Raw genomic sequence first — 24,250 nt, forward strand, 5'->3', positions numbered from 1 at the left:
CAGCTTTTAGCTGCTAGAATCTGGCGCCATGGCATTCGACAGCGATTCCCTCAACAAGCGCACCCTGGGCCCGGCCCTGGGCAGCGCGGTCGTCGGCGTGGCGCTGGGAGTCGTGACCATCCTGGGCATTGCCCAATTCTCGCAGGCCGATGCCGTGCCGAACGATAATTCCGTCAAGGCCTCCGACGCCGTGATGGGCGGGCCGGAGTACGGCTCCCGCGAGTAAGCGTGCGCGCACGTATCGGGGGGCTTTTCTTTTTAGCCCTCGTGGTTCTGGTGCAGCCGTGGGGGCTGACCGCTGCTGATACCAAGCACGATCTGGTGGCCAACCCCGCGCATTTCTTGCGCTGCGCGCTGCATGCTTATACCGATACTTTCACGCTGGGCCAGTTGCAGAACCAGGCCTATGGCTACTTGTTCCCGCAGGGTTTGTTTTTCCTGCTGGCGGACCCACTGCCGGATTGGATAGCGCAACGTGCGTGGTGGTTCCTGGTCTTAGCGGTGGGCTTTCTGGGCTTCTTCCGCGTTGTCCGGACAGTGCTTCCCACCGCGCCGGGCTATGCCGCGCTGATGGGCAGTCTGCTCTATGCGCTCTCCCCGCGCACGCTGACCACGCTGGGTGCGATTTCCTCGGAGACCTGGCCGGTTATGCTCGCGCCCTGGGTGCTGCTGCCTTTCTTGCGAAAGGGCGAACTGAGCTGGCGGGATGCCGCACCCTCGGTGGTGGCGGTGGCGTGCATGGGCGCGGTTAACGCCACGGCCACACTCGCCGCTTGCCTGCCGGCGGGTGTGATCCTGCTGTGGCGGCGCTCGGGCAAGACCGGCCTGGTGTGGTTGGCTGGGTGCGCTGCGGTATCCGCGTGGTGGATTACCCCGCTGCTCATCCTGGGCCGCTATGCCCCGCCTTTTACGGAATTCATCGAGTCCGCCGGCGTGACCACGCGGTGGCTCAACCTGGCGGAAATCCTGCGCGGCACCACCAGTTGGGCGCCGTTTGTGGATACCGAACGCGTCGCTGGCAACGAGCTGGCCACCGAGCCGGTCTTCGTGCTTGTCACCGTGGCCGTGGCCGCCCTGGGTCTTATGGGCCTGGCCCGCCTGCCGCGCCTGTGGCCTGCGATGTTGCTCGTGGGCGTGGCCATATTAGGCACGCATGCCGCGTGGTACCTCGACGCGCTCGATGGCCCGCTGGCCGCGTTGCGGAATGTGCACAAATTCGACCCGCTGGTGCGCATCCCACTGGTACTCGGCGTGGCCGCGATTGCTGCCCGGGTGAGGTTGCCGCGGACGTTGGCCCCGGGGCGTCGTGAAGCAGCGGGCCTTCTGGTGTGCCTCGTGGTGATGGGCGCGACCGCCCCCGCCTGGGCGGGCCGGCTGCTGTCGAAGGGCGCCTACGAGGAGGTTCCTGCCTACTGGCACGAGGCAGCTGACTTCATGAACAGCCTGGATACGCGCGTGCTTCTCTACCCGCCGGCCTCTTTTGCACGGCAGGACTGGGGCTGGACGCGCGATGAGCCGGCGCAGCCGCTTCTCGACGTCCCCTGGGCCGTCCGCGACGCCGTTCCCCTCATCCCGCCCGAGGGCATCCGTGGCCTGGACGGTGTCATGGCGCAGATTGAACGCGATCCCGCCACGGCACCCGTGGTTTTGCAGCGTCTTGGAATCGGGGCCGTCGCGGTGCGCCACGACCTCATGGCTGGTTCTGCAACCCATATTCCGGGCGAGGTCCACACCTTCGGGGAGGTCGACGTCGTTGTCTTCGACCCCGACCTCTCCATGAACCTGGCGCCGGCGAATCCGCCGCGTGTGGCGGGCGGTGGGGAGTCGCTCGCACTCCTGTACGGCCCACACGAACTGGTCGCCTCCAACGCCGATATCGTGACCGATACGCCTGCGCTGCGCGACCGCAACTACGGAACGCTTTCCGGCCCGGTCTCCGCGCCGCTGGCCCCTGATGACCCTTCCACCGTGCGCAATCGACTGCGCGATTACCCCTCCGCTGGCCCGCTGACCCAGGTGGTGGAGCACGATGGTCGCGTCACCGCGTCCTCCTCTGCCGCGGATGCTTCTGCCTTCGGCGGGGCGAACCCGGCGCGTTCTCTTACAGCGGCCGTCGACGACGAGAACTCCACCGCGTGGTGGCCCGCGCCCGGCGATTCCGGTTGGCTGGAGCTGCACTCCGATTCCACGTGGACCTCGCCCACGCTGCGGCTGATGACCACCGGCACGACTGAGGTCACCATCCACAACGGCGACTCCAAGGTGACGGTCACCATGGAGGCCTACCGCGCCCGCGATATCCGCGTGCCCGGCGCGAAAGCCTCCACCATCCGCATCGAGCCGCAGCGCCGCACCGGAATTGCGGAAGCCTCCATCGTGGATCAGCCCACCCCGCGGCGCATCGTCACCGTGCCCGATACCTCGCCCGATGCCGAGCAGTTCCTCTTCCAGCAGGACAACGAGCACATCCTCATCCGCTCCTTTACTACCCCGCGCGACATGACGGTGCGGGTCTCCGGTGAGAAGACAGTGCTTATCGACGGCTCCCCCCACGCCCCCAACTCCACCCTCAACCTGCCCGCCGGTCAGCACCTCCTGCGCACCACCGGCGACTGGGCGGCGCTGACCGATACCGCATCCTCCCTGCCCGCGCCCCTTCCCGCTTCCTCTGACCGCTCTTCAGCCGCAGCCGGGTCTTCCGCCGGCTCAGCCGCCACATCCGGTGCTGACCACGGCTATACCCCGCTCGCTGCCGGTGAGACCATCGAGCCCGCCGACCACGACCGCCTCCTCATCACCGGCCGTGCCTTCAACGAAGGCCTGCGCGGCGAGCTGCGCTCCCCCAGCACAGCTGCGGTCTCGACGCCAGGTTCAGCACAAGACTCAGCGCCGGACTCAACGCCTGCCTCCAGCTCGGAACCACTGTCCCTCGAGCCGCGCTCCATCGATGCCGACACGCAAGCCTTCCTCATTCCCGCCGGTGCCGGTGGCACCTTCCACATGTCTTTTGCTGCCGACCGTGCCTATCGCGTCGGCCTGGGCCTCGGCGGCGCGCTCGCCGCGCTGACCACCGCGCTGTGCCTGCTCGTCATGGCCCGCGGCCCCCGCCCTCACTCCGCTTCCCCCGCCGCCTCCGCTGCTTACACGGCACACAACACCGCCTCGTCCAGCCCTGCTACCCACTCGTCTTCCTCGGCGCGTGTCCTTCTAGCCCTGCTCATCGCGGCAACGATGGCTCTCGTCGCAGGTCTGCCCGGTGTGGCCGCCGCTGCCGCGGCGTGGGCCATCACTCGCTGGACCACGTTGCGCCCCGACTACCTGGCGGGCGCGCTCACTTTGGCCGCGGGCGCGATGCTCGCCCGCGCACCCTGGCCCACGGACGGCTACGCCGGCGACTCGCTGCTCGTGCAACTGCTCTGCGCCGCGGCCATCACGTGTGCCTGCCTCCCATCCCGCCGCACGTCCTAAGTACCCGGCCCCGCCCCAGATGGTTTCCCTCAAAAGGTACTAGTCAAAAGGTGTCTTTGGGGGCAGGGAAACCATCTGCGGCGATGTAAAAGGTTTGTTTGGGGTCAAGTAAACCGTTTGACTAATGCCTTCTGGAAAATGCCATGTGTGAAGTGCCGTCTACGGCCCCGCCGAACCGGCGGAATCAGTAAAACCGGCGGCGTTGGCAAGGGATCCGGAACCGCCAGAGCTCGCGGAATCGGCGGCGACGCGCGGCAGAGAACGCGGGACGGCGATGCGGCCGCGGGCGAAGGAGCGGATGAGGTCGCGGCCGGGGACCTCGACAAGCGCGTAGGTCGCAGCAGAAAGCACACAGCTAACGACCACCGTGAAGACCAACACCACCGCGAAATCCCCGGCAGAGCCGGAGAAAGCAGACACGCCCAACAGCGGGAAGGCAATGGCCAGCACCGCTACGTGCCACATGAAAACACCATAAGACCAGCGGCCCAGCGCTCGCATCACCTCGGAAGAAAGCCAGCTTTCCCGCGGGGCCAGCGCCACCGGCACCACGATGCACGCCCCGCACACCGCCCCCGCCGCAATGCGCCGCGCAAACTCACCCGGTTCTGGATGCACCAAGCCCTGCGGGCCGAACCACTCGCGGCTGGCCAGCCACACGCAGCCCGCCGCCACCGCCCAACAGGCGGGACGCACAATCCGCCCAGCACGCAGGCGCACCTGCGCGGCCTCGGCCTCCGCGGCCAACATTCCCACCGCAAACCACGAGAAATACGCGGGCGGCCAAATCTGCGTATTGACATCGCCGGATTCATATCCGGCCACAAACGGCAGAAAACCCCAGAACAAACTCAGCACGCCAGCTCCAGCAATAAGTGCAACCCGCGGGCGCGCCGAGAGCTTATCCAACAACCACGCCAACAGCGGCAACACCGCGTAGAAGGCGAACTCCACGCACAGCGACCACAATTGCGTTAACCCGGGAACCAGGCCATCAGCAATATAGAGCTGCGTGCCAGTCAGGTTGGTGATGACCTGCGGGAGGGTTAAGGGGGAAGCGTCGGGAAGCAAGGCGAGGACTACCACCACACACACCACATACAGCGGTGCCAAGCGCGCCACGCGGGAGAGCACGTACTGCCCCGCCGTGTGCGCGTGCCGCCGGCGCCACAACAAGAAACCGCTGAGGACGAAGAAGACCGCCACCCCGTAATCCAGGCGCTCAGCCCAGGCCCAGCCGGTGGCCGTCTGAAAGGACACGTGCGTGACCACGACTGCCAATGCTGCCAGCGCACGCACGCCTTCGAGCTCAGGGAGAAAGCGCATGGCCCACTACGATACTATTTCTGCAGTGAATCCCTCGACCGATCGGAGCTGACGTGTTCCTTCGCTCCCGCCTAGCGCAGGTGACGATTGCCGCCGCGGTGTTCCTCATACTCGGGTCCATCCTTCCGCCGCTGTACAACAACCAATCCCGCCCGCTGCCCAGGGACCTCAACCTAGAGATCCACGCGGAGCACGACGGAGCCACGTTTACCCGCCACACCACCACCGCCCCTGCGAAGAAGGATTCCGTGGCCCGCGCGCAGTCCACCGTGGACCTCACCTTCAACGGCGAAACCATCGCGCACATCACCGAGGAATCCCAGCTCAACCGCGAATCCACCTACCCGGTGGCGGGGCCGAACACGACGCAGCACATCGAGCTGCCCGCCTTCGACGTACAGGTGGAAGACCGGGTGGAGCGCGACGGCATCAGCTACTTCTTCCCCTCCGGCGCGGAGCAGCGCTCCTATCCCTTCTTCGATCCGCTGACCCAGGACACGGAGCCCATCGATTTCCTGCGCGATGAAAAGCTCGACAGCATCCCCACCTACGTCTTCCACCAGGATGTCGCGCCAGTCTCGCTCGGGGAGGTCTTCGCCTTCGAAGCCCACCGCTCCGGCCCCGCGGGCGATTTTTACTCCGCGGAATCCCTGGAGCGCTACAACCTCAAGCCGAAATCACACGTCATCCTCGAGCCTTTCTACGCCGTGAGCCGCACGGTGTGGGTGGAGCCCACGACCGGCACCATCGTCAACGAGGAGGAGCACCCGCGCATCTTCTGGGCTACGGACGCACGCCAGGCCCAGGCGATGGTCGATGCCGATGACACGCACGAGCGTGCGCTTCTCGACGTCCCCCTCTCCTGGTCCGATTCCACCCGCACCGAACGCCTCGACTCGGTTCGCCGGGTGATCGACACGGTCAAAATCTTGAGCCTCGTCGGCTGGCTGGGCAAGGCCATCGGCGTGGCGTTGTTGGCCGTGGCGGCCGCGATGTTCATGCGCCGCCATGCAGCGCAGAGCGCGTAGGCGCCCGTGGCTGTGTCCCGAGCATCCCTTGCGGTGCGCGCCGCCCTCTGCGCGTGGGGCGTGGTACTCGTGCTCGCGGTGTGTTGGCCCTTCGTGCTGCCCGGCGAGTTCCTGTGGCGCGACATGGTGCTCCTTGACCGCCCAGCCCTGAGCGCCGCCGCCTTCGGCGCCGGTGATCTTCCCGCCCGCAACGCGCCGCAAGACGGCGTGCTCGCTCTTCTCGGCGGGGCGTGGTTGGCCAGGGTCTTCATCCTTGCTGCCGCGAGCGCCTCGGCGTGGGTGGCGGGCCGGTGGGCACGCGAGTCCAGCCCGTGGGCGGCGGCCGCGGCAATGGCGTGCGCGGTGGCCAATCCTTTCGTCATCGAGCGCCTCCTGCAGGGCCAGTGGTCGCTGGCGGTCGCGGCCTGGCTGGCGCCCGTGATCGCATGGGGATGCCTCACTGCGCGCCCGCGCGTGGCGTGGCTAGCGCTGTGGGCCGCGTCCTTGACGCCCACCGGCGGGCTCTTCGGGGGACTCATCGCGGTTGTCTGTGAGCGCGAAGGGCGAAAAAGGTGGCTCTTCGCGTGCGGCTCAGTCTTGTTGTGGTTGCCGTGGTTGGTTCCCAGTTTCATGGGCGGTGTACTCACCGCCCCCGGCACCCCCGGCGCCCCCGCCGCCCAGGCAGCGGCCTTCGCTCCGCGCGCGGAGGCCTATGTGGGAGTAGTCGGCTCGCTGCTTGGTTTCGGTGGCATCTGGAACGCCGCAGCGGTGCCGGCCTCCCGCGAACACGGCTTCGCTCTGGCAGGCCTGGCCGTCGCCGCCCTCGCCATTCTTGGCGCCACCCGCCTTCCCCGGCGCGAGCTGCGCCCGCTAGCGGCCCTGGCGGTTCTCGGCATGGGACTAGCCATCCTCGGCGCGCTGGCACCTGGTGTCACTGCCTTCGCCATCGAGCACATTCCCGGTGCGGGCCTGGTTCGTGATTCCTCCAAGCTGACCCTGCTCGCCCTGCCGCTGGCCGTGGCGGGCATCGCGTCCCTGCGCCAGCTTCCGGCCGCGCTCGCCCTGTGTGCCTGCCTACTCCAAGCACCGGATGCCCCGCGGGAGCTCGCCGTGTTGAAGCCACGTGAGACGGGCATCGACCGCCAGCTCATCGAAGAGCTCGACGGGCGCCTGACTTTCTTCGCCGACCGTCCTGCCATGGTGCCGCTCGAAGACGGCATCGCCCTCGACCCCTACTCCAAAGCCGCCAACAAGCTCGACTCCGGCGAGCTCACCGTAGACGGTGTGACAGTGGATGAGCCATCGCCGCATTACCTCGCGGCCGCCGAGGCCTGGAGTGAACGCGACCTCCACCGATTAGAAGAACTCGGCGTGGGCGCAGTCGTCGAAAAGGGAGGCATCGTTGCCACCACGAACGCGCAACCGGCACCCGCCCCGTGGGGGCTTAGCGCCGCCTGGTGCGCACTTCCGCTTCTAGCAGTTCTTCGAAGCGCGCGCCGGTTTTCTCCCAGGAAAAAGTAGCCGCCAATTCGCGCGCCGCGTTGCCCAAACGGTGGCGGAGGGAGGGATCGTCGACAAGCGTGCGCACCGCCGGCGCGAACTCTTCCTCGCGCCGCACCAGCACACCGGTCTTGCCGTCGATAACACTGTCTTGCAGGCCGAACGCATAACCTACCGTGGGCACCCCATGTTGGGCCGCCTCCATGACTGCCAAACCCCAGCCTTCTTTTCGAGACGGCATAAGGTGCACATCGGCGCGCGCGAGCAGCGCATGTTTATAGTCCTCCGTCACCTGACCGCGGAAGCGCACCCGCTTTTCTACCCCATGAGTGCGCGCGTACTCGCGCAGGTGGGATTCCCACCAGCCGGAACCGATGACGTCGAGAAGCGCGCCCGGAATCCGCGCCACGGTGTCCATCGCGTGCTCAATCTGCTTGTGCGGCACCAGGCGCGACAGTGTCACCAGGTGGATATCGGCCTCGCGCTCCAAGGTAGGCACGTGCGACGGCAGGGGGTCCACGCCATTCTCAATGATGTGCGCGCCGTGAATCCCCAGCTTCTCCAGGTCGCGCTTCGAAGCCTCCGAGACCGTCACCCACGTGTTCTCGCGATACAGCGCGGGGACCACGCGAGATTCCAGGAACCACCCCAGCCGCGCCAGGACGGGACCGGCCACCGGCCACTGCTCGCGGTGACAGTGATGCGTCAGGATCACCACGGGCGCGCGAGTGGCCAGGCGCGCGAAGAAGGGGATGCCGTTGTGGGTATCCACCACAACGTCAGCGCCGCGCAAAGCGCGGCGCCCCAATAAAATCGACAACAGCGCGCGCGGATACACGCTGAACTTGGCCCCGGCGCGCGAATAGAGCACGCCGTTTCGACGCTCGCGCTTGGCGGCGTTCATGTGGCGCGCGGTGCGGAAGACCACCTCGTGGCCCTGGGCAGCGAGGTATTCCCCGACGCGCTCAAGGTAGCGCTCGGAGCCACCACCTTGCGGGTGGGTGGAATCGCGCCAGCACAAAAGAAGGATTTTCATGTCGAGGAACTAGCCTAGTGGGTTATGAAACGCACCCGTGCCTTGGCCACACTGCGCCGCTCCTGGCGGCTGCTGCGCTCCTTCCGCTTCGAGCAGACAGCGCCCGCGGTCTTTTATGGCGGCTTGGCTGAGGACACCGCCGCTCTTGTCGACGCCCTCTCCCGCGACCATTCCCTCTCCCTCACCGGCGCGCGCGTGCTCGACGTCGGGGGCGGGCCCGGCTATTTCGCTTCGGCCTTTGCCCAGCGCGGGGCCAGCTATGTGGGGCTGGAGCCGGACGTGGGCGAGATGGCCGCCGCCGGCATCGAGGTGGCCCAGGCCGTACGCGGCGACGGCACTAGCTTGCCCTTCGCGGATGACACCTTCGACATCACGTATTCCTCCAACGTGGCCGAGCACATCCCCAACCCGTGGGACATGGGTGAGGAGATGCTGCGCGTAACCAAGCCCGGTGGGCTCGTGATCTTGAGCTACACGGTGTGGCTGGGGCCTTTTGGCGGGCACGAGACCGGCCTGTGGGAGCACTACGTGGGCGGCGAGTTCGCCCGCGACCGCTACGCCCGCATCCACGGCCACCCGCCGAAGAACGTCTTCGGCACCTCGCTCTTTGCGCTCTCCGCCCGCGAGGGCTTGGACTGGGCGCGCAGCGTGGCTCCGCCGAGTCCACAGGGCGCAGAGTTCCTCGCGGCCTTTCCGCGCTACCACCCTGCCTGGGCCTGGTGGGTGCTCAAGGTGCCGGTACTGCGCGAGTTCCTCACCTCCAACCTGGTCCTCGTCCTGCGCGCTTAAGCCCCTAAAACGACGAAAGCTCCCCCGCAGGGGAGCATCCGTTTAACAGCGAAGATTAGGAGGCAGACTCAACGCGCTCCTTGAGCGCGGTGAACTGGTCCCACACCTCAGACGGAACGCGGGAGCCCAAGAAGGTCAGGTACTCCTTGTTGTCTTCCATGTCGCCAGCCCAATCGGCCGGGTTCACGGAAAGGGCCTCGCGGACGTCCTCGATGTCGAAGTCGATACCGGTGAGGTCGATATCCTCCGGGCGGGCGGTGTGGCCCACGACGGTCTCGACGGCGTCGACCTTGCCCTCGATGCGGTCCACAATCCACTTGAGAACGCGGGAGTTCTCGCCAAAGCCCGGCCACAGGAAGCGGCGGTCCTCACCGCGGCGGAACCAGTTCACCAGGAAGATGGCCGGCATACGGTCGCCGCCCTTTTCACCCATATCTACCCAGTGCTGCAAGTAGTCACCGGCGTTGTAGCCCATGAACGGCAGCATGGCCATCGGGTCGTGGCGCAGGGCGCCGACCTTGCCCTCGGCGGCAGCAGTCTGACCGGAGGAGAGCAGGGCACCAATCATGGTGCCGTGGTTCCAGTCGAAGGCCTGGGTCACCAGCGGGACGGTATCCGCGCGGCGGCCGCCGAAGAGGATGGCGTCAATCTTGACGCCCTTCCAGTCATCGAATTCCGGCGCAGCGGTCGGGCACTGCGTAATCGGCACGCAGTAGCGGGAGTTCGGGTGAGCCGCCTTGGTGGTCGAAGCCGGGGTCCAGTCGTTGCCATGCCAGTCGATGAGGTGCTCCGGGGCCTCGCCCATTTCCTCCCACCAGACATCGCCGTCGTCGGTCAGCGCGACGTTGGTGAACAGGGTGTTGCCCGGCTCCATCGTCTTCATGGCAATCGGGTTGGAATCGTAGTTGGTGCCCGGTGCCACGCCGAAGAAGCCGTTCTCCGGGTTGACGGCGTACAGGCCGTCCTCGCGCAGCTTCATCCACGCGATGTCATCGCCCACGACCTCAGCCGACCAGCCCGGAATCGTCGGGGTAATCATGGCCAGGTTGGTCTTACCGCAGGCGGACGGGAAGGCGGCCGCGATGTGGTACTTCTTGCCCTCCGGGTTGGTGAGCTTCAGGATGAGCATGTGCTCTGCCATCCAGCCCTCTTCCTTCGCCATGACGGAAGCAATACGCAGCGCGTAGCACTTCTTGGCCAAGATGGCGTTTCCGCCGTAGCCGGAGCCGTAGGACCAAATCTCCTTGGTCTCCGGGAACTGCGTGATGTACTTCTTGTCATTGCACGGCCAGGCGACATCCTCCTGGCCCGGCTCCAGCGGGGCGCCCACGGAGTGCAGAGCGTGGACAAAGCCGCCATTGTCCCCGATCTTGTCCAGGGCCTGCTGGCCCATGCGGGTCATAATGCGCATGGAGAGCACAACATAAGCCGAGTCGGTGAGCTGCACGCCGAGCTTCGGGTCCGGATCACTAATCGGGCCCATGCAGAACGGCACGACGTACATGGTGCGGCCCTTCATGGAGCCGCGGAAGGCCTCGGTCATCTCTTCCTTCATGGCTGCCGGCGGGGCCCAGTTATTGGTCGGGCCAGCGTCCTCAGCAGTCTCGGTGCAGATGAAGGTGCGGGACTCCACGCGGGCAACATCCGAAGGATTCGAGCGAGCCAGGTAGGAGTTCGGGCGCTTCTCCTCGTTGAGCTTAATCAGGGTGCCCTTTTCCACTAGCTCGGCGGCGAGGCGGTCAGCCTCCTCCTGGGAGCCGTCTACGAAGACGACCTCTTCCGGCTGGAAGAGCTCGACGCTCTCACTGATCCACGAAATAAGCTTCTCGTTCTTCGTGGGCAGTTCACCTACAAGGCCCTTAATAGTTGCGGTCATCTCACATTCTCCTGTGGTCGGTGTGGCCAGGGTGCTTTATTTCGCCGAAGGTTCCCCCAACGACGTTTCACCAACCAGAGTACGGACACTGGTGATGACAGAATGTGTAATGCCCGCCACCCCGGTTATATCCACCCAGTTCATATCGACTATGTCGAGGACAGCGGAGTGTGAAATGTGGCACCCACCGCCCTCAATCGCCCCCATACGGGGGTTTCGTTTCTGTGGATCACCCATCCCGTACGCCCGTCCCGCTACCCCCACGGCGTCCTGTGTGGCCTCCACCGAGGTGCCCCTCCACCCTCCACGGCGCGGCACGTTGCCCCTCACCCCTGCTTAAGGGAACAATGTCAACTGATGAATAGCGCAGACTCTTCCCAAAATCCCGCCGCGCAGATGCCTCACGGCCGCGGCCTCCAGACGGATTTCAACGCCGAGTTCAACAATGATTTGGACTACCCACGCCTCGGCAACGTGACCTTCCGTCGCGGCACCCTCACCGACAACCAGAACGCCCTCTTCGAGGAGAACTGGCCTAGGTTGGGGCGCCTGCTTGCCGACGAACCCCTCGACATCCCCGCCTGGTTCGGCCGCGAGGGAGCTAAGACCATCGTCGAGATCGGCTCCGGCACCGGTACCTCAACCGCAGCCATGGCGCCACTCGAGCAGGACACCAACATCATCGCCGTCGAGCTCTACAAGCCGGGCCTGGCCAAGCTGCTGGGCTCCATCGTGCGCAACGATATTGAGAACATCCGCATGGTCCGCGGCGATGGTATCGAGGTTCTCATGCGCATGTTCGCGCCCGAGTCCCTCGACGGCATCCGCATCTTCTTCCCGGATCCGTGGCCCAAGGCCCGCCACCACAAGCGGCGCATCATCCAATCCGGCACGCTCAATCTTTTTGCTTCCCGCCTGAAACCCGGCGGCGTGCTCCACGTGGCCACCGACCACGCCGGCTACGCCGAGTGGATTAATGAGCTCGTCGAGGTCGAGCCTTCCCTCGACTACAAGGGCTGGCCCTGGCCGGAGTGCCCCATCCTCACCGACCGCCAGGTCATCACCAAGTTTGAGGGCAAAGGCCTGGATAAGGAACACGTCATCACCGAGTACCTGTGGGAGAAGAAGTAATGGCCGGAACCTACCTTCTGGTGTGGGACGCACCCAACATGGACATGGGGCTCGGCGCCATCCTCGGGGGGCGCCCCACCGCCGCCTACCGCCCGCGTTTCGACGCCATCGGCCGCTGGCTGGTGGACCTGGCCTTCGATAACGACGCCACCCCTGAGGCCGCCGTTTTCACCAACGTCAGCCCCGGCGGCGCCGACGTCATCCGCCCCTGGGTCGAGGCTATCCGCAACGTCGGCTTCGCCGTGTTTGCCAAGCCAAAGCTCCACGAGGACGATGATGTCGACCCCGACATGGTCGAATACATCAAGGCCAACCGCGAGAACCTCTCCGGTGTCATCGTGGCTTCTGCCGACGGCCAGAACTTCCAGCACCTGCTTGAGCAGCTCTCCGCTTCCGGCCTGCCCACCTGCGTGCTTGGATTCCACGAGCACACCTCCTGGGCGCTGACCCATCCCGATATCGAGTTCGTCGACCTCGAAGACATCGAGGGTGTCTTCCGCGAACCGCTGCCGCGCGTGAACCTGGACAACCTGCCTCCAGGCGGCGCCTGGCTGCAGCCTTTCCGTCCGCTGTCCGCGCTGCTGCCGGACCGCGCGCCCAAGCAGAGTTAGGAGCCGCATGTTTTATTCTTGGGGCCGTTTTTCCTATGCCCACCGCAAGGTCATCCCGCTTATCATCGTCGGGCTCATCCTCGGCCTCTTCTTCGGCTTCGGCACGCGCCTCGAGGAGCGCATGAGCCAGGAGGGCTGGGAGGATCCGGGGGCGGCGTCGACAAGCGCGGCACAGATCGAGTTGGAGACGTTCGGCCGGGACAATTCCGGCGACGTCATCCTGCTCTTCGAGGACCCCGACGCCCACACCGCCGAGGCAAAGGCCTTCCTCGAGGACTTGCAGGCCCAGTACCCGGAGCAGATCGACTCCATCACCAGCTACTTTGATAAGCGCAACCCGAACCTCATCACGCAGGACCACTCCACGGCCTTTGCCGCCATCGGACTCAAAGGTGACGGCGAGCAAACGCTCAAGGACTTCCGCGCCATCGAAGATTCGCTGCACGCTGCCGACGTGCCCGTGCAGGTGGCGGGCGCCACCGCGGTGGCCGATGCACTGGACGAGGGCATGGCCAAGGACATTTCCCGCGCGGAGAAGGCTGCCCTGCCGCTCGTCGGCCTGCTGCTCCTCGTGGTCTTCGGCTCCGTCGTCGCGGCTTTCATGCCGCTCGTCGTGGGTGGCCTGTCCATCCTGGGTTCGCTGGGAATTCTGTCCATCCTGGCGGGCTTCCAACAGGTCAACGTGTTTGCACAAGCCGTCGTCACGCTGCTGGGCTTGGGCCTAGCCATCGACTACGGCCTGTTCATGGTTTCGCGCTTCCGCGAGGAGCTGGACAAGGGCCGCGATACCAAGGAGGCCGTGGCGATCACCACCGCCACCGCCGGCCAGACCGTGGTCTTCTCCGCCGCCATGGTGGCCGTATCCCTCTCCGGGCTTTTCCTCTTCCCGCAGGCCTTCCTCAAATCCGTGGCCTACGGCTCCATCTCCGCCGTCGGCCTGGCAGCGCTGCTGTCGGTGACGGTGCTGCCGTCGTTGTTTGGCATGCTGGGTCACAATATCGATAAGTGGACTGTGCGAAAGACCTCGCGGCGCGGGCGCCGCATCGAGGACACGTGGTGGTACCGGATGCCACGCTGGGCCATGGGCCGCGCGGGTCTAATGACCACCGCCATCTGCGCCCTGCTCATCGCGCTGGCCCTGCCGGTGCTGGGCGTGAAATTCGGCGGTATCAACGAGACCTACCTGCCGCCCAACCAAGACGCGCGCGTGGCGCAGGATCAGTTCAACGAGCAGTTCCCCTCCTTCCGCACCGAGCCGGTCAAGCTGGTGGTGAAGAACGCGACGAATGAGCAGCTTGTCGACGTCGTCATGCAAGCCCGCTCCATCCAAGGCCTTACCGAGCCAATGGGCCCGAAGACCGCGACCGTCGACGGCACCACCGTCCTCGGCGCCGGTATCCAGGACCGCGAGGACTACGCACGAATCGTCCACGAGCTCGAGAACATTGAGGCACCCGACGGCGTGGAGCTTTATGTAGGCGGCACCCCGGCCATGGAGGTCGAGTCCCTCGACGCGCTCTTCGACACCCTTCCTTGGATGGCCCTCTACGTGGTGCTGGCCACCTTCATCCTCATGGCGCTGGTCTTCGGCTCGTTCATCCTGCCGCTCAAGGCCATCATCATGACGCTGCTCTCGCTAGGTGCGACGCTGGGCATTTTGACGCTCATGTTCGTCGATGGCCTCGGCTCCGGCCTGCTCAACTACACCGCCGGTCCGCTGATGAGCCCGATTCTGGTGCTCATCATCGCCATCGTCTTTGGCTTGTCCACGGACTATGAGGTCTTCCTGGTCTCGCGCATGGTGGAGGCCCGCCGCCGGGGTGCGTCCACGGACGAGGCCATCGCCGCGGGCACCGCGCACACGGGCGGCATCATCACGGCGGCCGCGCTCATCATGATTGTGGTCGCGGGCGCCTTCGGTTTCTCGGACATCGTGATGATGAAGTACATCGCCTTCGGCATGATTTTTGCACTGCTTATCGACGCCACCATCGTCCGCATGCTCCTCGTCCCCGCCGTCATGCACCTCCTGCGCGAGGACAACTGGTGGGCCCCGCGCTTCCTCACCCGCCTGACCCACCGCCTCGGCGGCGACAACGCTCCGGTTGCCGAACCGGCCCTGGCCACTGCGTCAGCTGCCGAGCCGGCGCCCACCGCCCCAGTGCTGAACAACGAAGAGGTCGCACCGGCTGCGCAGGACGACGCGCCCCACTCCTCTGTGACTTCGGCAGAACAGGTTGAGGAGGCGTCGCCAAGCGATGCTCCTGTACGCGGGGACCGCAGCGCCGACACCGACACCGAGCTCATCCCCTTCTCCGAGCTGGTCAAGCGCCTCAATTCCACGGATGATCGATGAAGAAGAACTGGCTGACCTGGATAGTCTCCCTGCTGATTCTGGCCGCGCTGGCGTGGTTCTTCCGCGACCAGCTGGACTTCATCTCCGAGGGATTGCGCCGCCTGCGCCACGCCGAGCCTTTCCCCGTGGTGCTGGTGGTGTTCTTCGCGCTGCTCTCCATCGCGGGTATGGCAGAAGTGATGAAGCGGCTCATCGGCGCGGGCGGTGTCAAGGTGCCGCTGCGCGAAACCTATGCCATCACGTTGGCCTCCAATGCCTGGTCCACGACTCTGCCGGCGGGCCCTGCCTTTTCCGCCTTGCTCACCTTCCAGGTGCAACGCCGCTGGGGCGCGTCGGTGGCGCTGTGCAGCTACTTCCTGTTTCTGTCCTCGATTATTAGCTCGATGTTCCTCGCGCTCATTGGGCTCGGCGGGGTGTTTTTCCTCAACGCGGATATGGCTCTGGGATCGCTTATCACCACGGTTGTCCTCATGCTCGCGGCGCTCGGCGGCATCTTCTGGCTGACCTCGCACCCGGTGACCCTTGAGAGCTGGCTGCGCAAGCTTCGGCCCGGGCCGAAGCGGGACCGCGCGATTCAGGAAGTCCGCAACCTGGGCGAGGTCCACCTGTCGCGTGGCCCCTTTGCTGTGGTTGCTGGGGCGTCGCTGGTTCACCGCCTGGCCGATATGGGCGCGTTGTGGGCCTCCGTGTGGGCGGTAACCGGGGAGATTCCGTGGCTGCGTGCCGACGCCGACCACACCACCCTGGCCGGTGTGGCCCTGGCCTTCCTCGCCGCAAAGCTGGCCGGCTCCGCGCAGGTCACCCCGGGTGGCGTGGGCACGGTGGAGGCCGCGCTCATCACCCCGCTGGTGGCCACGGGCCTGACCGTGGTGCACGCCACCTCCGCAGCCATCATCTACCGGCTTATTTCCTTTGCACTCATCACTATCATTGGATGGGTCATCTACTTCGCCCACTACGCCCGCGATGGCTTCTCTTACGCGGCGTTGAATCGGAAGGAATCCTAAATGCGCGTTGCCCCGCTTATCGACGTCCTCGCTCTCGCCCTCTTCGCCATCTTCGCCCGCCTGGCGCACGGTGGTCTGAGCTTTAGCTCGTGGGTTGATGCCTTCTGGCCATGGACCGTGGGCGCGCTCGTGGGCTGGGTCATCATCATGGCGACGAAGCTGAGCGGCCTGTGGAAGGAGGGCGTCGTCGTGTGGCTGAGCGCCATCATTGGCGGTATGGCCCTGTGGATGCTGGTCAACGGCCGCCTGCCGCACTGGTCCTTCCTCATCGTGGCCACCGTAATGTCGGCGCTGTTCTTCTTTGGCTGGCGAGCCATCGCGGCCTTTGCTTCCCGCTCCCGCGCCTAGAATCTGTGACATAGTCGGTTACCCGTCGACCTTCTTTCACCCCTTTACGCCCTTGCAAATGGACGTTTGAGCTGGGAGTTTAGCGTTCCGGTTGCGGGATAGTTAGGGGCGGTTTAGTGTGTGAGGCATGAAGTTGGGGGACTTACTCGGGGTACTCGCTCGCGGCATGCACGTCGTCTCCTTGTGCGCAGGGCACACGCACGAGGACATGCTGGCGCTGGGCGCGACGCCGCGCGTGGCGCGGCAGCTCGAGGGACTCCACCGCGTGTATTTTGGCCAGACTGCTTTCAGCGCCAAGCAGCGCCGCGCGCGGGAAACGAACCATGCGCTGGATACGCTGTTGCAGATTGAACGACACGTCGCGCGAGTCAAGAACTCGCGCCAAGCATGGGACCTGCGAGTGGAATTGTGTGCGACCCCAGAAGACGAGATTTCGCGTGTGGCGAAGCGCAGGCTCGCGGAGCTCACACCCGAGCCCACTCCTGGCGTCCGCGTGCGACGCGGTACGGGCGGCATGCACAAGCTCATCATCACGGATCGCCCGCGCGCGATTGCCAATCTGGTAGGCACGCTCAAAGCCACATCAGAAGACCTGCTCAAGGCAGTCCACGAGGTCTTTTCCGGCAGCGGCGCGCCAAAGCCGGCGTTGCATGCGCACGTCATTGTGCGCCTCGACCAGCTGGACAAGATTGTGCGTGGCGAGGGCGATGACATCCTTCTGCAGGCAACCGACGGCGGCACGATGACGGGCGCGGAGTTCCTCCGCACCACGTTTTCTGAGCGTGGCTTCGTCTCCCTCTTCCACCCGGTCGAGGGGCCGGTCAATGTGTATTACGGCAGCCGCTTCGCCAACGATAAGCAACGAATCCTGCTCAGCGCAGAGCATCCAACGTGCGCCTGGCTCGGCTGCACAAGACCTGCCGCGGAATGCCAAATGCACCACATCAGAAGGTGGCAGGATGGCGGGCCGACGAACCTCGACAATCTCGTGCCGTTATGTAAGTACCACAACGCCATCAATGACGATGACCCCGCCCGCCCCACGTATCGCGGGCGCATCGACCGCATCGAAGGCCGCATGGCGTGGCTGCCTCCCGACGGCGGACCACCAGTCCCCCTACCCAGCCCGGTCTGGGATTAAAAAAGCCCCTCCGCAAGGAGGGGCTAGAAGCGCTGGCTTACTTCGAGCTCAGCGCGGAAACGTCTACGCCGGCCTGGTTGAGCAGCATGATGACGAGGTTGATGATGTCACCGCTGAGGTCAAGAACGCTAGAGAGCATTGGGTTTCTCCTTTGATTGAATTCCTAGTCTTTAGGCTTATCGGATAAAACAGGCTCACATGTTACGCCGAGACACAAAATTCAGCGCGATCCGCAGGCCTTCTTCGCCCGCCGCCGGGTTTAAACGACGCTAGAGCGGGGAGATGGTGTGCTTCTTGGGCAGGTCCTTCTCCTGCTTATCGGCAAGCTGGCGCAGCGCGCGGCGCAGGGCCAAGCGCGACTCGGAGGGCTTAATCATGCCATCGAGGTAGCCGCGCTCCGCGGCGACATAGGGCGCGGTCATGGTCTCGTCGTAGAAGTCCATGAACATCTTCTTCGTCATGGCGCGCTGCTCCGGGGTCTCGGCGGCCTCGAGCTGCTTGCCCGCAATCATGACCACGGCGGCGGCCGAGCCCATCACGGCAATCTGGGCCGTCGGCCACGCCAGGTTGATATCACCGGTCAGGTTCTTCGAACCCATCACGGCATACGCGCCGCCATAAGCCTTGCGCACAATCAGCGAGACCTTCGGCACGGTGGCCTCTACCACCGCAAACGCGAACTTCGCGCCACGGTGAATCAAGCCCGCCTTCTCCTGGTCCACGCCCGGCAGGTAACCCGGCGTATCCACCACGAAGACCAGCGGGATGTTGTAGGCATCGCAAATACGAATAAAGCGCGCGCCCTTATCGGCGGCATCCGCATCGATACAGCCCGCCGAGTGCATCGGGTTATTGGCCACAAAACCCACGGCCTTGCCATCAATACGGCCAAAGGCGGTGATGACGTTGGGGGCGTAGTTTTCCTGGATTTCGATGAGATCGTCGTCGTCGCCAAGCTGCGTGAGCAGGTCCATCATGTCGTAGCCGGCGTTCGTGTCATCCGGCATGAAGGAATCCAGCTCAGTGTCTTCAGCCACCTCGTCATCAGTAGGCGCATCGAAGACCGGGGACTCGTCGAAGCAGGTCAGCGGCAGGTGGTCCAGCAAATCGCGCACCATGTCGAAGGCCTCATCCTCCGAGGGCACCACGACGGACACGTTGCCGTTGAGCTCCTGCTGGCGGGCCGAGCCCAAATCGTGGGAAGAAATCTCCTCGCCCGTGACCTCCTTGATCACGTTCGGGCCCGTCACGTACATCTCCGCCTCACCATCGACGGCGATGATGAAGTCCGTGGTCACCGGCGCATACACCGCACCACCGGCGGACTTACCCATCATGATGGAAATCTGCGGGCTACGGCCAGATAGCGGCAGCTGGCGGCGGGCAATCTCGGAGTACATGGCCAGAGACGTCACCGCGTCCTGGATGCGCGCACCACCGGAATCCTGGATACCGATAACCGGGCAGCCAATCTTGATGGCCAAATCCATGATGTCGGTGACCTTCTTACCAAAGGTCACGCCCACGGAACCGCCATACACGGTCTTATCGTGCGCGTAGATACACACCGGGCGGCCATTGATGCGGCCGTGACCAGTGACCACGCCGTCGGAGTAAATCGCATCCGGGTCACCGGGGGTCTTGCCCAGGGCGCCGGTTTCGACGAAGGAGCCTTCGTCGAGAAGCGCGGCGATGCGTTGGCGCGGAGTCGAACGCCCAGCCTCGTCGCGGCGCGCCCGGGAGCGTTCACTGCCGGGATCCTGGGCGCGTTCGAGGCGCTCGCGTAGGTCCGCTAGCTTGTCAGCGGTGCTAGTCACTTCCGAATCTTCTCCTCGATCCATTCCTCCATGTGCTTGCCCACGATACCGATTGCGGGCTCGTCGGGAACCGCCAGGTGGTCGCCCGGCAGCTGCACAATCTCCAGATCCTTCACGATAACGCCCCAGCCACCGTCCGGGTTAATCTCCGCATAGGCAGGCTCGAGCTCGATGGCGCCGTCATGCATGCGCTCGGAGCGGAAGAGGATGACGGGCACGCTTACCGACGCCCACCGTCCCATATCCAGCGAGCCCAGAATCTGGTTATCCACGAAGGACGCACGTTGGTGTTCGAGCACGCCGGCGGACAGGCCGTGCTCAGAGGCGTCGGTGGAGCTAAGGAATTCCGCGAGCATGGCCATGAGTGCATCCTCGCCCACGGTCTCCAGCATCTCGTAGGGCGGCTCGAAGTCGAGGCCATAGGTCTTCTTGGCGAAGGCGGCGTAGCGCCCCCAGCGGGCCTTGGTTTCCTCCAGTGTCTTCGGCGCTGGGTTAGCCGGCTGGGTGGTATCCAGCAGAGCGATAAAGGCAACCTCAGCAGTATCCTCGCCGCGAGCTTGACGCTCCTGCAGCTGGTAGGCCACCTCATAGGCCAGCGCGCCGCCGAAGGACCAGCCGCCAAGCACGACCTTGCGGCCGCGCGCGTAGTGCAGGATGTCCTCGATGTAGGCGGCGGCGCGATCCTCCAGGCTGCCCTCGAGGCGCTCGACGCCGTAGACGGCGACGTCGGCAGGCAGGCGGCGGGTCAGCGGCTGGTAGACCACGGTGGTGCCGCCGGCCGGGTGGAACATGAAGACGGCGGGGCCATCGGCCTCGCGCAGGACACGGATATTGCCCTCGACCTCAGTCTCCAGGCCCTCGCGGACGAGGTCCGCCAGGTTCTCCAGCGCTTCGGCCTCGTGGACCTGGTGCGCAGTGACCTCGATGCCAGCGCGCTCGGTGAGGCGTTCGGCAATCTTTTCTGCCACCTCATCGCTGACCTGCGGTAGCGCGGAGGTCACGCCGGCTGCGGCCGTACCTGTGAAGGTGGCCCAGGTGCCGAAGACCATGCGCTCGGAGGCATCGCGCGGTGCAACGCCCACGCCTTCGCCGCCCTTCGCGCTCACCGCGGAGGCGTCTGGGGTGGTGTCGTCGCTCTCGGTGAGCGCGGAGGGTGCGTCGGCGGTCGCGTCGGCGCTTGCGGTTGCGGCATCGGGCTGCTCGGACACGGCCTCTTCGACCATGGTGATGACGTCGGCGAGGGAGGCGTCGCGAAGCGCCTGCACCTGCAGCGGCGGAATCTGGAAGTCATTCTCCACCCGGTTCTTGATGCGCATGCCCATGAGCGAATCCAGGCCCAGATCAATGAGCGGCAGCTCGCGCGGGAGATCGGAGACGTCGTAGCCCATGGACTCCGACACGATGAGCGCCAAGCGCTCCTCCACGCTCTCCTTCTCCGGGTCCCAGCGCACGGCGTCGACCCCTACGTCGGGGTCAGCAAACTGCGGCGCGGTCACGGCCTGCGGCAGGCTCGGCTCGGCCGTCGGGGTGGGTTCTGCAAGGTTAAGGGTCGAGGCAAAACCTTCCGCAACAAGCTTGGTGGTCGCTCCATCCACGTAGTGCACCGCCACCGACAGCCCGCCCAGCGTGCGGCGAACAATGGTGGTGACCTCGCCCTTCGCGGGCAGATCCAGGTGCTCCTCGCTCGCCGCGATGTGCGCGCCCGGGGTGACGGCCTCGGCGGCGGCCTCCAGGATGGCCAGCGCGCTCGGCGCCTGGTCAGCGTTCGTGGAGAACGCCACCGCGCCCTCCGGCAGCGTCACGCGCGCGCCCGGCAGGCCGGACACACCCGACGAGGGACGAGCGTTGGTCCAGAAACGCTGGCGGCGGAAGCGGGTATGCGGGGCGGCGACAAGCGCGCCCGAGCCAAAGACCTTAGTGTAGTTCACCGGAGTTCCCGCGACGTAGAGCTTGCCCAGCAGATCCAACAGCGACTCGGTGGGATCCACCTTGCGCTTCAGGCTATAGAGCAGCTGCGCATCCGCCTTGCCCGCAGCAAAGGCCGTGGACATCAGGCCCATGAGCGCAATCGGGTTCGGGGAAATCTCAACGATCTGCATGTGGCCCGCCGCAAAGGCTGCCTCCGCTGCGTCCTGCAGGTAGACGGGCTTGCGGGTCATGCGGATCCAGTAATCCTCATCGTGCAGCACCGTACCGGGGCGGTAGACCTTGCCGCGGTCCACGGAGGAGAAGAGCGTCGTGTGTAGCGGACGGGTCTCGATGCCAGCGATCTCCGCATAGAGCTCACCGAGGAGCGGGTCGACGGCGGAGGTGTGGCCCGCGCCCTTGACGTTGAGCGCGCGGGCGAACTTGCCCTCGCCTTCGAGGCGCTCCACCAGCGCGAGGACCTCCTCGCGCGGGCCGCCCACGGTGGTCATACCCGGGCCGGTGTACACGGCGGGTTCGATGGAACCCGGCAGGGCGTCAATCTCCTCGGCGGAGAGCTCGACGACGGCCATGGCGCCCTGCTGATCGTCGGGAAGCGAGGCCTCGCCCTCTCCCATGAGGCGCGCGCGGTGGCAGGCGATGAGCATGGCGTCGGCCGCCGTGATGCCGCCCGCAGCATAGGCCGCGCCGATCTCACCCATGGACATGCCGATAACGCCGGCCGGGCGCACGCCGAAGGTGGCGAGCAGGTCCGTCAGCGCGATCTGGATGGCGGTGATGGCCACCTGCGCGGTTTCGGTGTTATAGGTCTGGGCGTCGTCGTGCACCAGCTCCAGAATGGACCATCCGGATTCGTGCTGCACGATGGCGTCGAGCTCCTCCAGACGCTCCTTGAACAGCGGCGAAATCTCAATCATGTCCTTGGCCATCTTGCGGTGCTGGGAGCCAAAGCCGGAGTACATGAAGACGGGGCCGTGGACGGAGGGAGAGTCCGCGGCGACGATGCCCACGGAGACGGTCCCCTCGGAAACCTGGCGCAGGCGCTTGACGGCCTCCTCGCTGGACGACGCCACCACTACCGCACGCGAGCGCCCATGGTTGCGGCGCGCAAGGGTACGGGCCAGGGAAAGCAGGTTCGGGTTCTCTGCCTCGATATAGTCCGCCAAGTCGGAAGCCGCTGCGGCGCGGCGGGAGGGCAGCAGGCCGGAGACCGGCAGGGCCACTGGCTGGCCCTCGCCGATGGCGACCTGCGGGGTGTCCTGGTGGGTGAGCCCGCGGTAGTCAGTCAGCACAACGTGCGCATTGGTACCGCCGAAGCCGAAGCCGGAAACACCCGCGACCTTCTGGCCGGAATATTCGGGCCATTCGCGCGGGTCCTCGACCACTTCGAGGTGCTCGGCGTCGAAATCGATATAGCGGTTGGGGCCCGCGTAGTTGATATTCGGCGGGATGACGCCGTGGCGCATTCCTTCGATGACCTTGATGAGGCCCACCACGCCGGCGGCGGACTCGGAGTGGCCGATGTTGGTCTTGGCAGAACCCAGCAGGGTCGGGTTCGCGGCCTGGCGGCCCGGGCCCAACACGCGGCCGAGCGCGGTGGCCTCGATGGGGTCACCGAGGATGGTGCCGGTGCCGTGGGCCTCGACGTAGTCCACGTCCTGCGGGCGGATGCCGGCGTCGGCATAGGCGCGCTCGAGGACGTCGACCTGCGCCTCCGGGTTGGGGGCGGTCAGGCCGTTGGAGTGGCCGTCGGAGTTGACCGCGGTGCCCTTGATGACAGCATGGATGGTGTCGCCATCGCGCTCGGCGTCCTCGAGGCGCTTGAGCACGAGCACGCCCGCGGCATCCGCGCGGACGATGCCATCGGCATCATCGGAAAAGGCGTGGATGGCGCTGGTGGGAGAGGTGACACCCAGCTCACTAAAGGCGATGGAGGCGTGGGGTGAAGCCAGGATGTTCACGCCGCCGGCGAGTGCCGTATCAGCCGCACCCACGCGCAGGTCCTTGACCGCCTGGTTGACCGCCACGAGGGAGGCGGAGCACGCGGTGTCCACGTTGATGGAAGGGCCGCGCAGATCGAAGGCGTAGGACAGACGGTTGGCAATAATCGCCGAGGACGTACCCGTCATGGCATAGGGATGCATCTCGGCCGGATCGGCGGTAATGAGCATGCCGTAGTCATTGTTGGTGGAGCCCATGTAGACACCGGTGGCCGTGCCGCGCAGCTGGTTGGCGGGTACGCCGGCGTCCTCGAGGGCCTCCCACGAGACCTCCATGAGGATGCGCTGCTGCGGGTCCATGTTGGCCGCCTCCAGCGGGGAGAGACCAAAGAACTCGGGGTCGAAGGAAGCGATGTCCTCGATATAGCCACCGTCGGTGTTCTGCTGCTCAATCTTCTCGCTGGTAATGGGATCGGAAGAGTATTCCGACCAGCGTCCGACAGGCAGCGGGCCGGTGCCAGCGCGGCCTTCGACGAGCATGGTCCAGAACTCATCAACGTTCTTAGCGCCCGGGAAGCGGCCAGCGTAACCGATGACGGCGATGTCACCGCCCGCGATGGTGGCCGGGCGTGGCGACGCCTCTTTCGGTGCGCTCTCCCCTGCAGCGGCTGCACCGTTGACCAGGCGCTCAGCCAGCTGCGCGATGGTGGGGTACTCGTAGGCCACGGTGGGCTCGAGCTTAATGCCGAGGAGGTTTTCTAATTCGCCGGAAAGAACCACTGCGTCACGCGAGGACAGCCCAAAATTCTCCAGCGGTTTGGTGTCCGTGATTTCCTCTGCCGACAGGCCGGTGGTCTGCGCAACCCAGGTGCGCAACCAGCCACGAAGCTCTTCAACGGTCATAAATCTCTAGCTTTCTTACGCGGACTAAAAAATATCTAACTCTGCATTCGATTTTGCGCAGCACGAAA

General features: G+C 65.4%; 16 protein-coding genes. 11 read left to right on the forward strand and 5 right to left on the reverse strand.

Annotation, left to right across the window (positions count from 1 at the left end):
* Nucleotides 1-28: 28 nt before the first annotated feature.
* Both R3O64_RS11800 and R3O64_RS11805 read left to right on the forward strand, forming a co-directional pair.
* A complete protein-coding gene (locus R3O64_RS11800; protein ID WP_010188604.1) occupies nt 29-226 on the forward strand; it encodes a DUF2613 domain-containing protein in 198 nt (65 codons plus the stop codon).
* 2 nt (nt 227-228) lie between these two features.
* Nucleotides 229-3,468 carry an alpha-(1->3)-arabinofuranosyltransferase domain-containing protein gene (locus R3O64_RS11805; RefSeq protein WP_339016974.1) on the forward strand — a complete coding sequence of 1,080 codons (3,240 nt, stop codon included), beginning with the start codon at nt 229-231 and terminating at the stop codon, nt 3,466-3,468.
* Between the two features lie 159 nt (nt 3,469-3,627).
* On the opposite strand, the gene R3O64_RS11810 is transcribed toward R3O64_RS11805, so the two are convergent.
* Nucleotides 3,628-4,794 carry an acyltransferase gene (locus R3O64_RS11810; protein WP_339016975.1) on the reverse strand — a complete coding sequence of 389 codons (1,167 nt, stop codon included), beginning with the start codon at nt 4,792-4,794 and terminating at the stop codon, nt 3,628-3,630.
* 53 nt (nt 4,795-4,847) lie between these two features.
* Between R3O64_RS11810 and R3O64_RS11815 the strand changes: the two genes are divergently transcribed.
* Nucleotides 4,848-5,822 (forward strand): DUF3068 domain-containing protein, encoded by a 975-nt coding sequence (locus tag R3O64_RS11815; RefSeq protein WP_070562281.1) that lies wholly within the window; start codon nt 4,848-4,850, stop codon nt 5,820-5,822.
* 12 nt (nt 5,823-5,834) lie between these two features.
* A complete protein-coding gene (locus R3O64_RS11820) occupies nt 5,835-7,322 on the forward strand; it encodes a hypothetical protein (protein ID WP_339016976.1) in 1,488 nt (495 codons plus the stop codon).
* On the opposite strand, the gene R3O64_RS11825 is transcribed toward R3O64_RS11820, so the two are convergent.
* A complete protein-coding gene (locus tag R3O64_RS11825) occupies nt 7,246-8,337 on the reverse strand; it encodes a glycosyltransferase family 4 protein (RefSeq protein WP_339016977.1) in 1,092 nt (363 codons plus the stop codon). The genes R3O64_RS11820 and R3O64_RS11825 overlap by 77 nt on opposite strands.
* 24 nt (nt 8,338-8,361) lie before the next feature.
* Here R3O64_RS11825 and R3O64_RS11830 point away from each other — a divergent pair, with 24 nt between their 5' ends.
* On the forward strand, nt 8,362-9,126 hold the full coding sequence (locus R3O64_RS11830; RefSeq protein ID WP_144676805.1) for a class I SAM-dependent methyltransferase: 765 nt from the start codon (nt 8,362-8,364) through the stop codon (nt 9,124-9,126).
* A gap of 55 nt (nt 9,127-9,181) precedes the next feature.
* Here R3O64_RS11830 and R3O64_RS11835 read toward each other — a convergent pair whose 3' ends face one another.
* Nucleotides 9,182-11,002: a phosphoenolpyruvate carboxykinase (GTP) gene (locus tag R3O64_RS11835; RefSeq protein WP_339016978.1), complete on the reverse strand. Its 1,821-nt coding sequence runs from the start codon at nt 11,000-11,002 to the stop codon at nt 9,182-9,184.
* 357 nt (nt 11,003-11,359) lie between these two features.
* Here R3O64_RS11835 and trmB point away from each other — a divergent pair, with 357 nt between their 5' ends.
* From trmB to R3O64_RS11865, 6 genes are all read left to right on the forward strand, one after another.
* A complete protein-coding gene (gene trmB / locus R3O64_RS11840; RefSeq protein WP_339016979.1) occupies nt 11,360-12,133 on the forward strand; it encodes a tRNA (guanosine(46)-N7)-methyltransferase TrmB in 774 nt (257 codons plus the stop codon).
* Nucleotides 12,133-12,744, forward strand: a complete 612-nt coding sequence (locus R3O64_RS11845; RefSeq protein ID WP_339016980.1) for an NYN domain-containing protein — start codon at nt 12,133-12,135, stop codon at nt 12,742-12,744. The genes trmB and R3O64_RS11845 overlap by 1 nt, the downstream gene beginning before the upstream one ends.
* 7 nt (nt 12,745-12,751) lie before the next feature.
* Nucleotides 12,752-15,100 (forward strand): MMPL family transporter, encoded by a 2,349-nt coding sequence (locus tag R3O64_RS11850; RefSeq protein ID WP_339016981.1) that lies wholly within the window; start codon nt 12,752-12,754, stop codon nt 15,098-15,100.
* A complete protein-coding gene (locus tag R3O64_RS11855; protein ID WP_339016982.1) occupies nt 15,097-16,107 on the forward strand; it encodes a YbhN family protein in 1,011 nt (336 codons plus the stop codon). Before R3O64_RS11850 ends, R3O64_RS11855 begins: the two co-directional genes overlap by 4 nt.
* On the forward strand, nt 16,108-16,455 hold the full coding sequence (locus R3O64_RS11860) for a DUF3054 domain-containing protein (protein ID WP_070562261.1): 348 nt from the start codon (nt 16,108-16,110) through the stop codon (nt 16,453-16,455). It abuts the gene before it with no gap.
* Between the two features lie 127 nt (nt 16,456-16,582).
* Entirely contained in the window at nt 16,583-17,596 is a 1,014-nt protein-coding gene (locus tag R3O64_RS11865) for an HNH endonuclease signature motif containing protein (RefSeq protein ID WP_143336114.1), read from the forward strand.
* 269 nt (nt 17,597-17,865) lie between these two features.
* Here R3O64_RS11865 and R3O64_RS11870 read toward each other — a convergent pair whose 3' ends face one another.
* Together R3O64_RS11870 and R3O64_RS11875 are read right to left on the reverse strand one after the other, a co-directional pair.
* Nucleotides 17,866-19,413: an acyl-CoA carboxylase subunit beta gene (locus R3O64_RS11870; RefSeq protein ID WP_046647588.1), complete on the reverse strand. Its 1,548-nt coding sequence runs from the start codon at nt 19,411-19,413 to the stop codon at nt 17,866-17,868.
* Nucleotides 19,410-24,182, reverse strand: coding sequence for a type I polyketide synthase (locus R3O64_RS11875; protein ID WP_339016983.1), 4,773 nt, complete (start codon nt 24,180-24,182; stop codon nt 19,410-19,412). Before R3O64_RS11875 ends, R3O64_RS11870 begins: the two co-directional genes overlap by 4 nt.
* Nucleotides 24,183-24,250 lie beyond the last annotated feature (68 nt).

The organism is Corynebacterium hesseae, from assembly GCF_037850265.1.
Lineage (GTDB): Bacteria > Actinomycetota > Actinomycetes > Mycobacteriales > Mycobacteriaceae > Corynebacterium > Corynebacterium hesseae.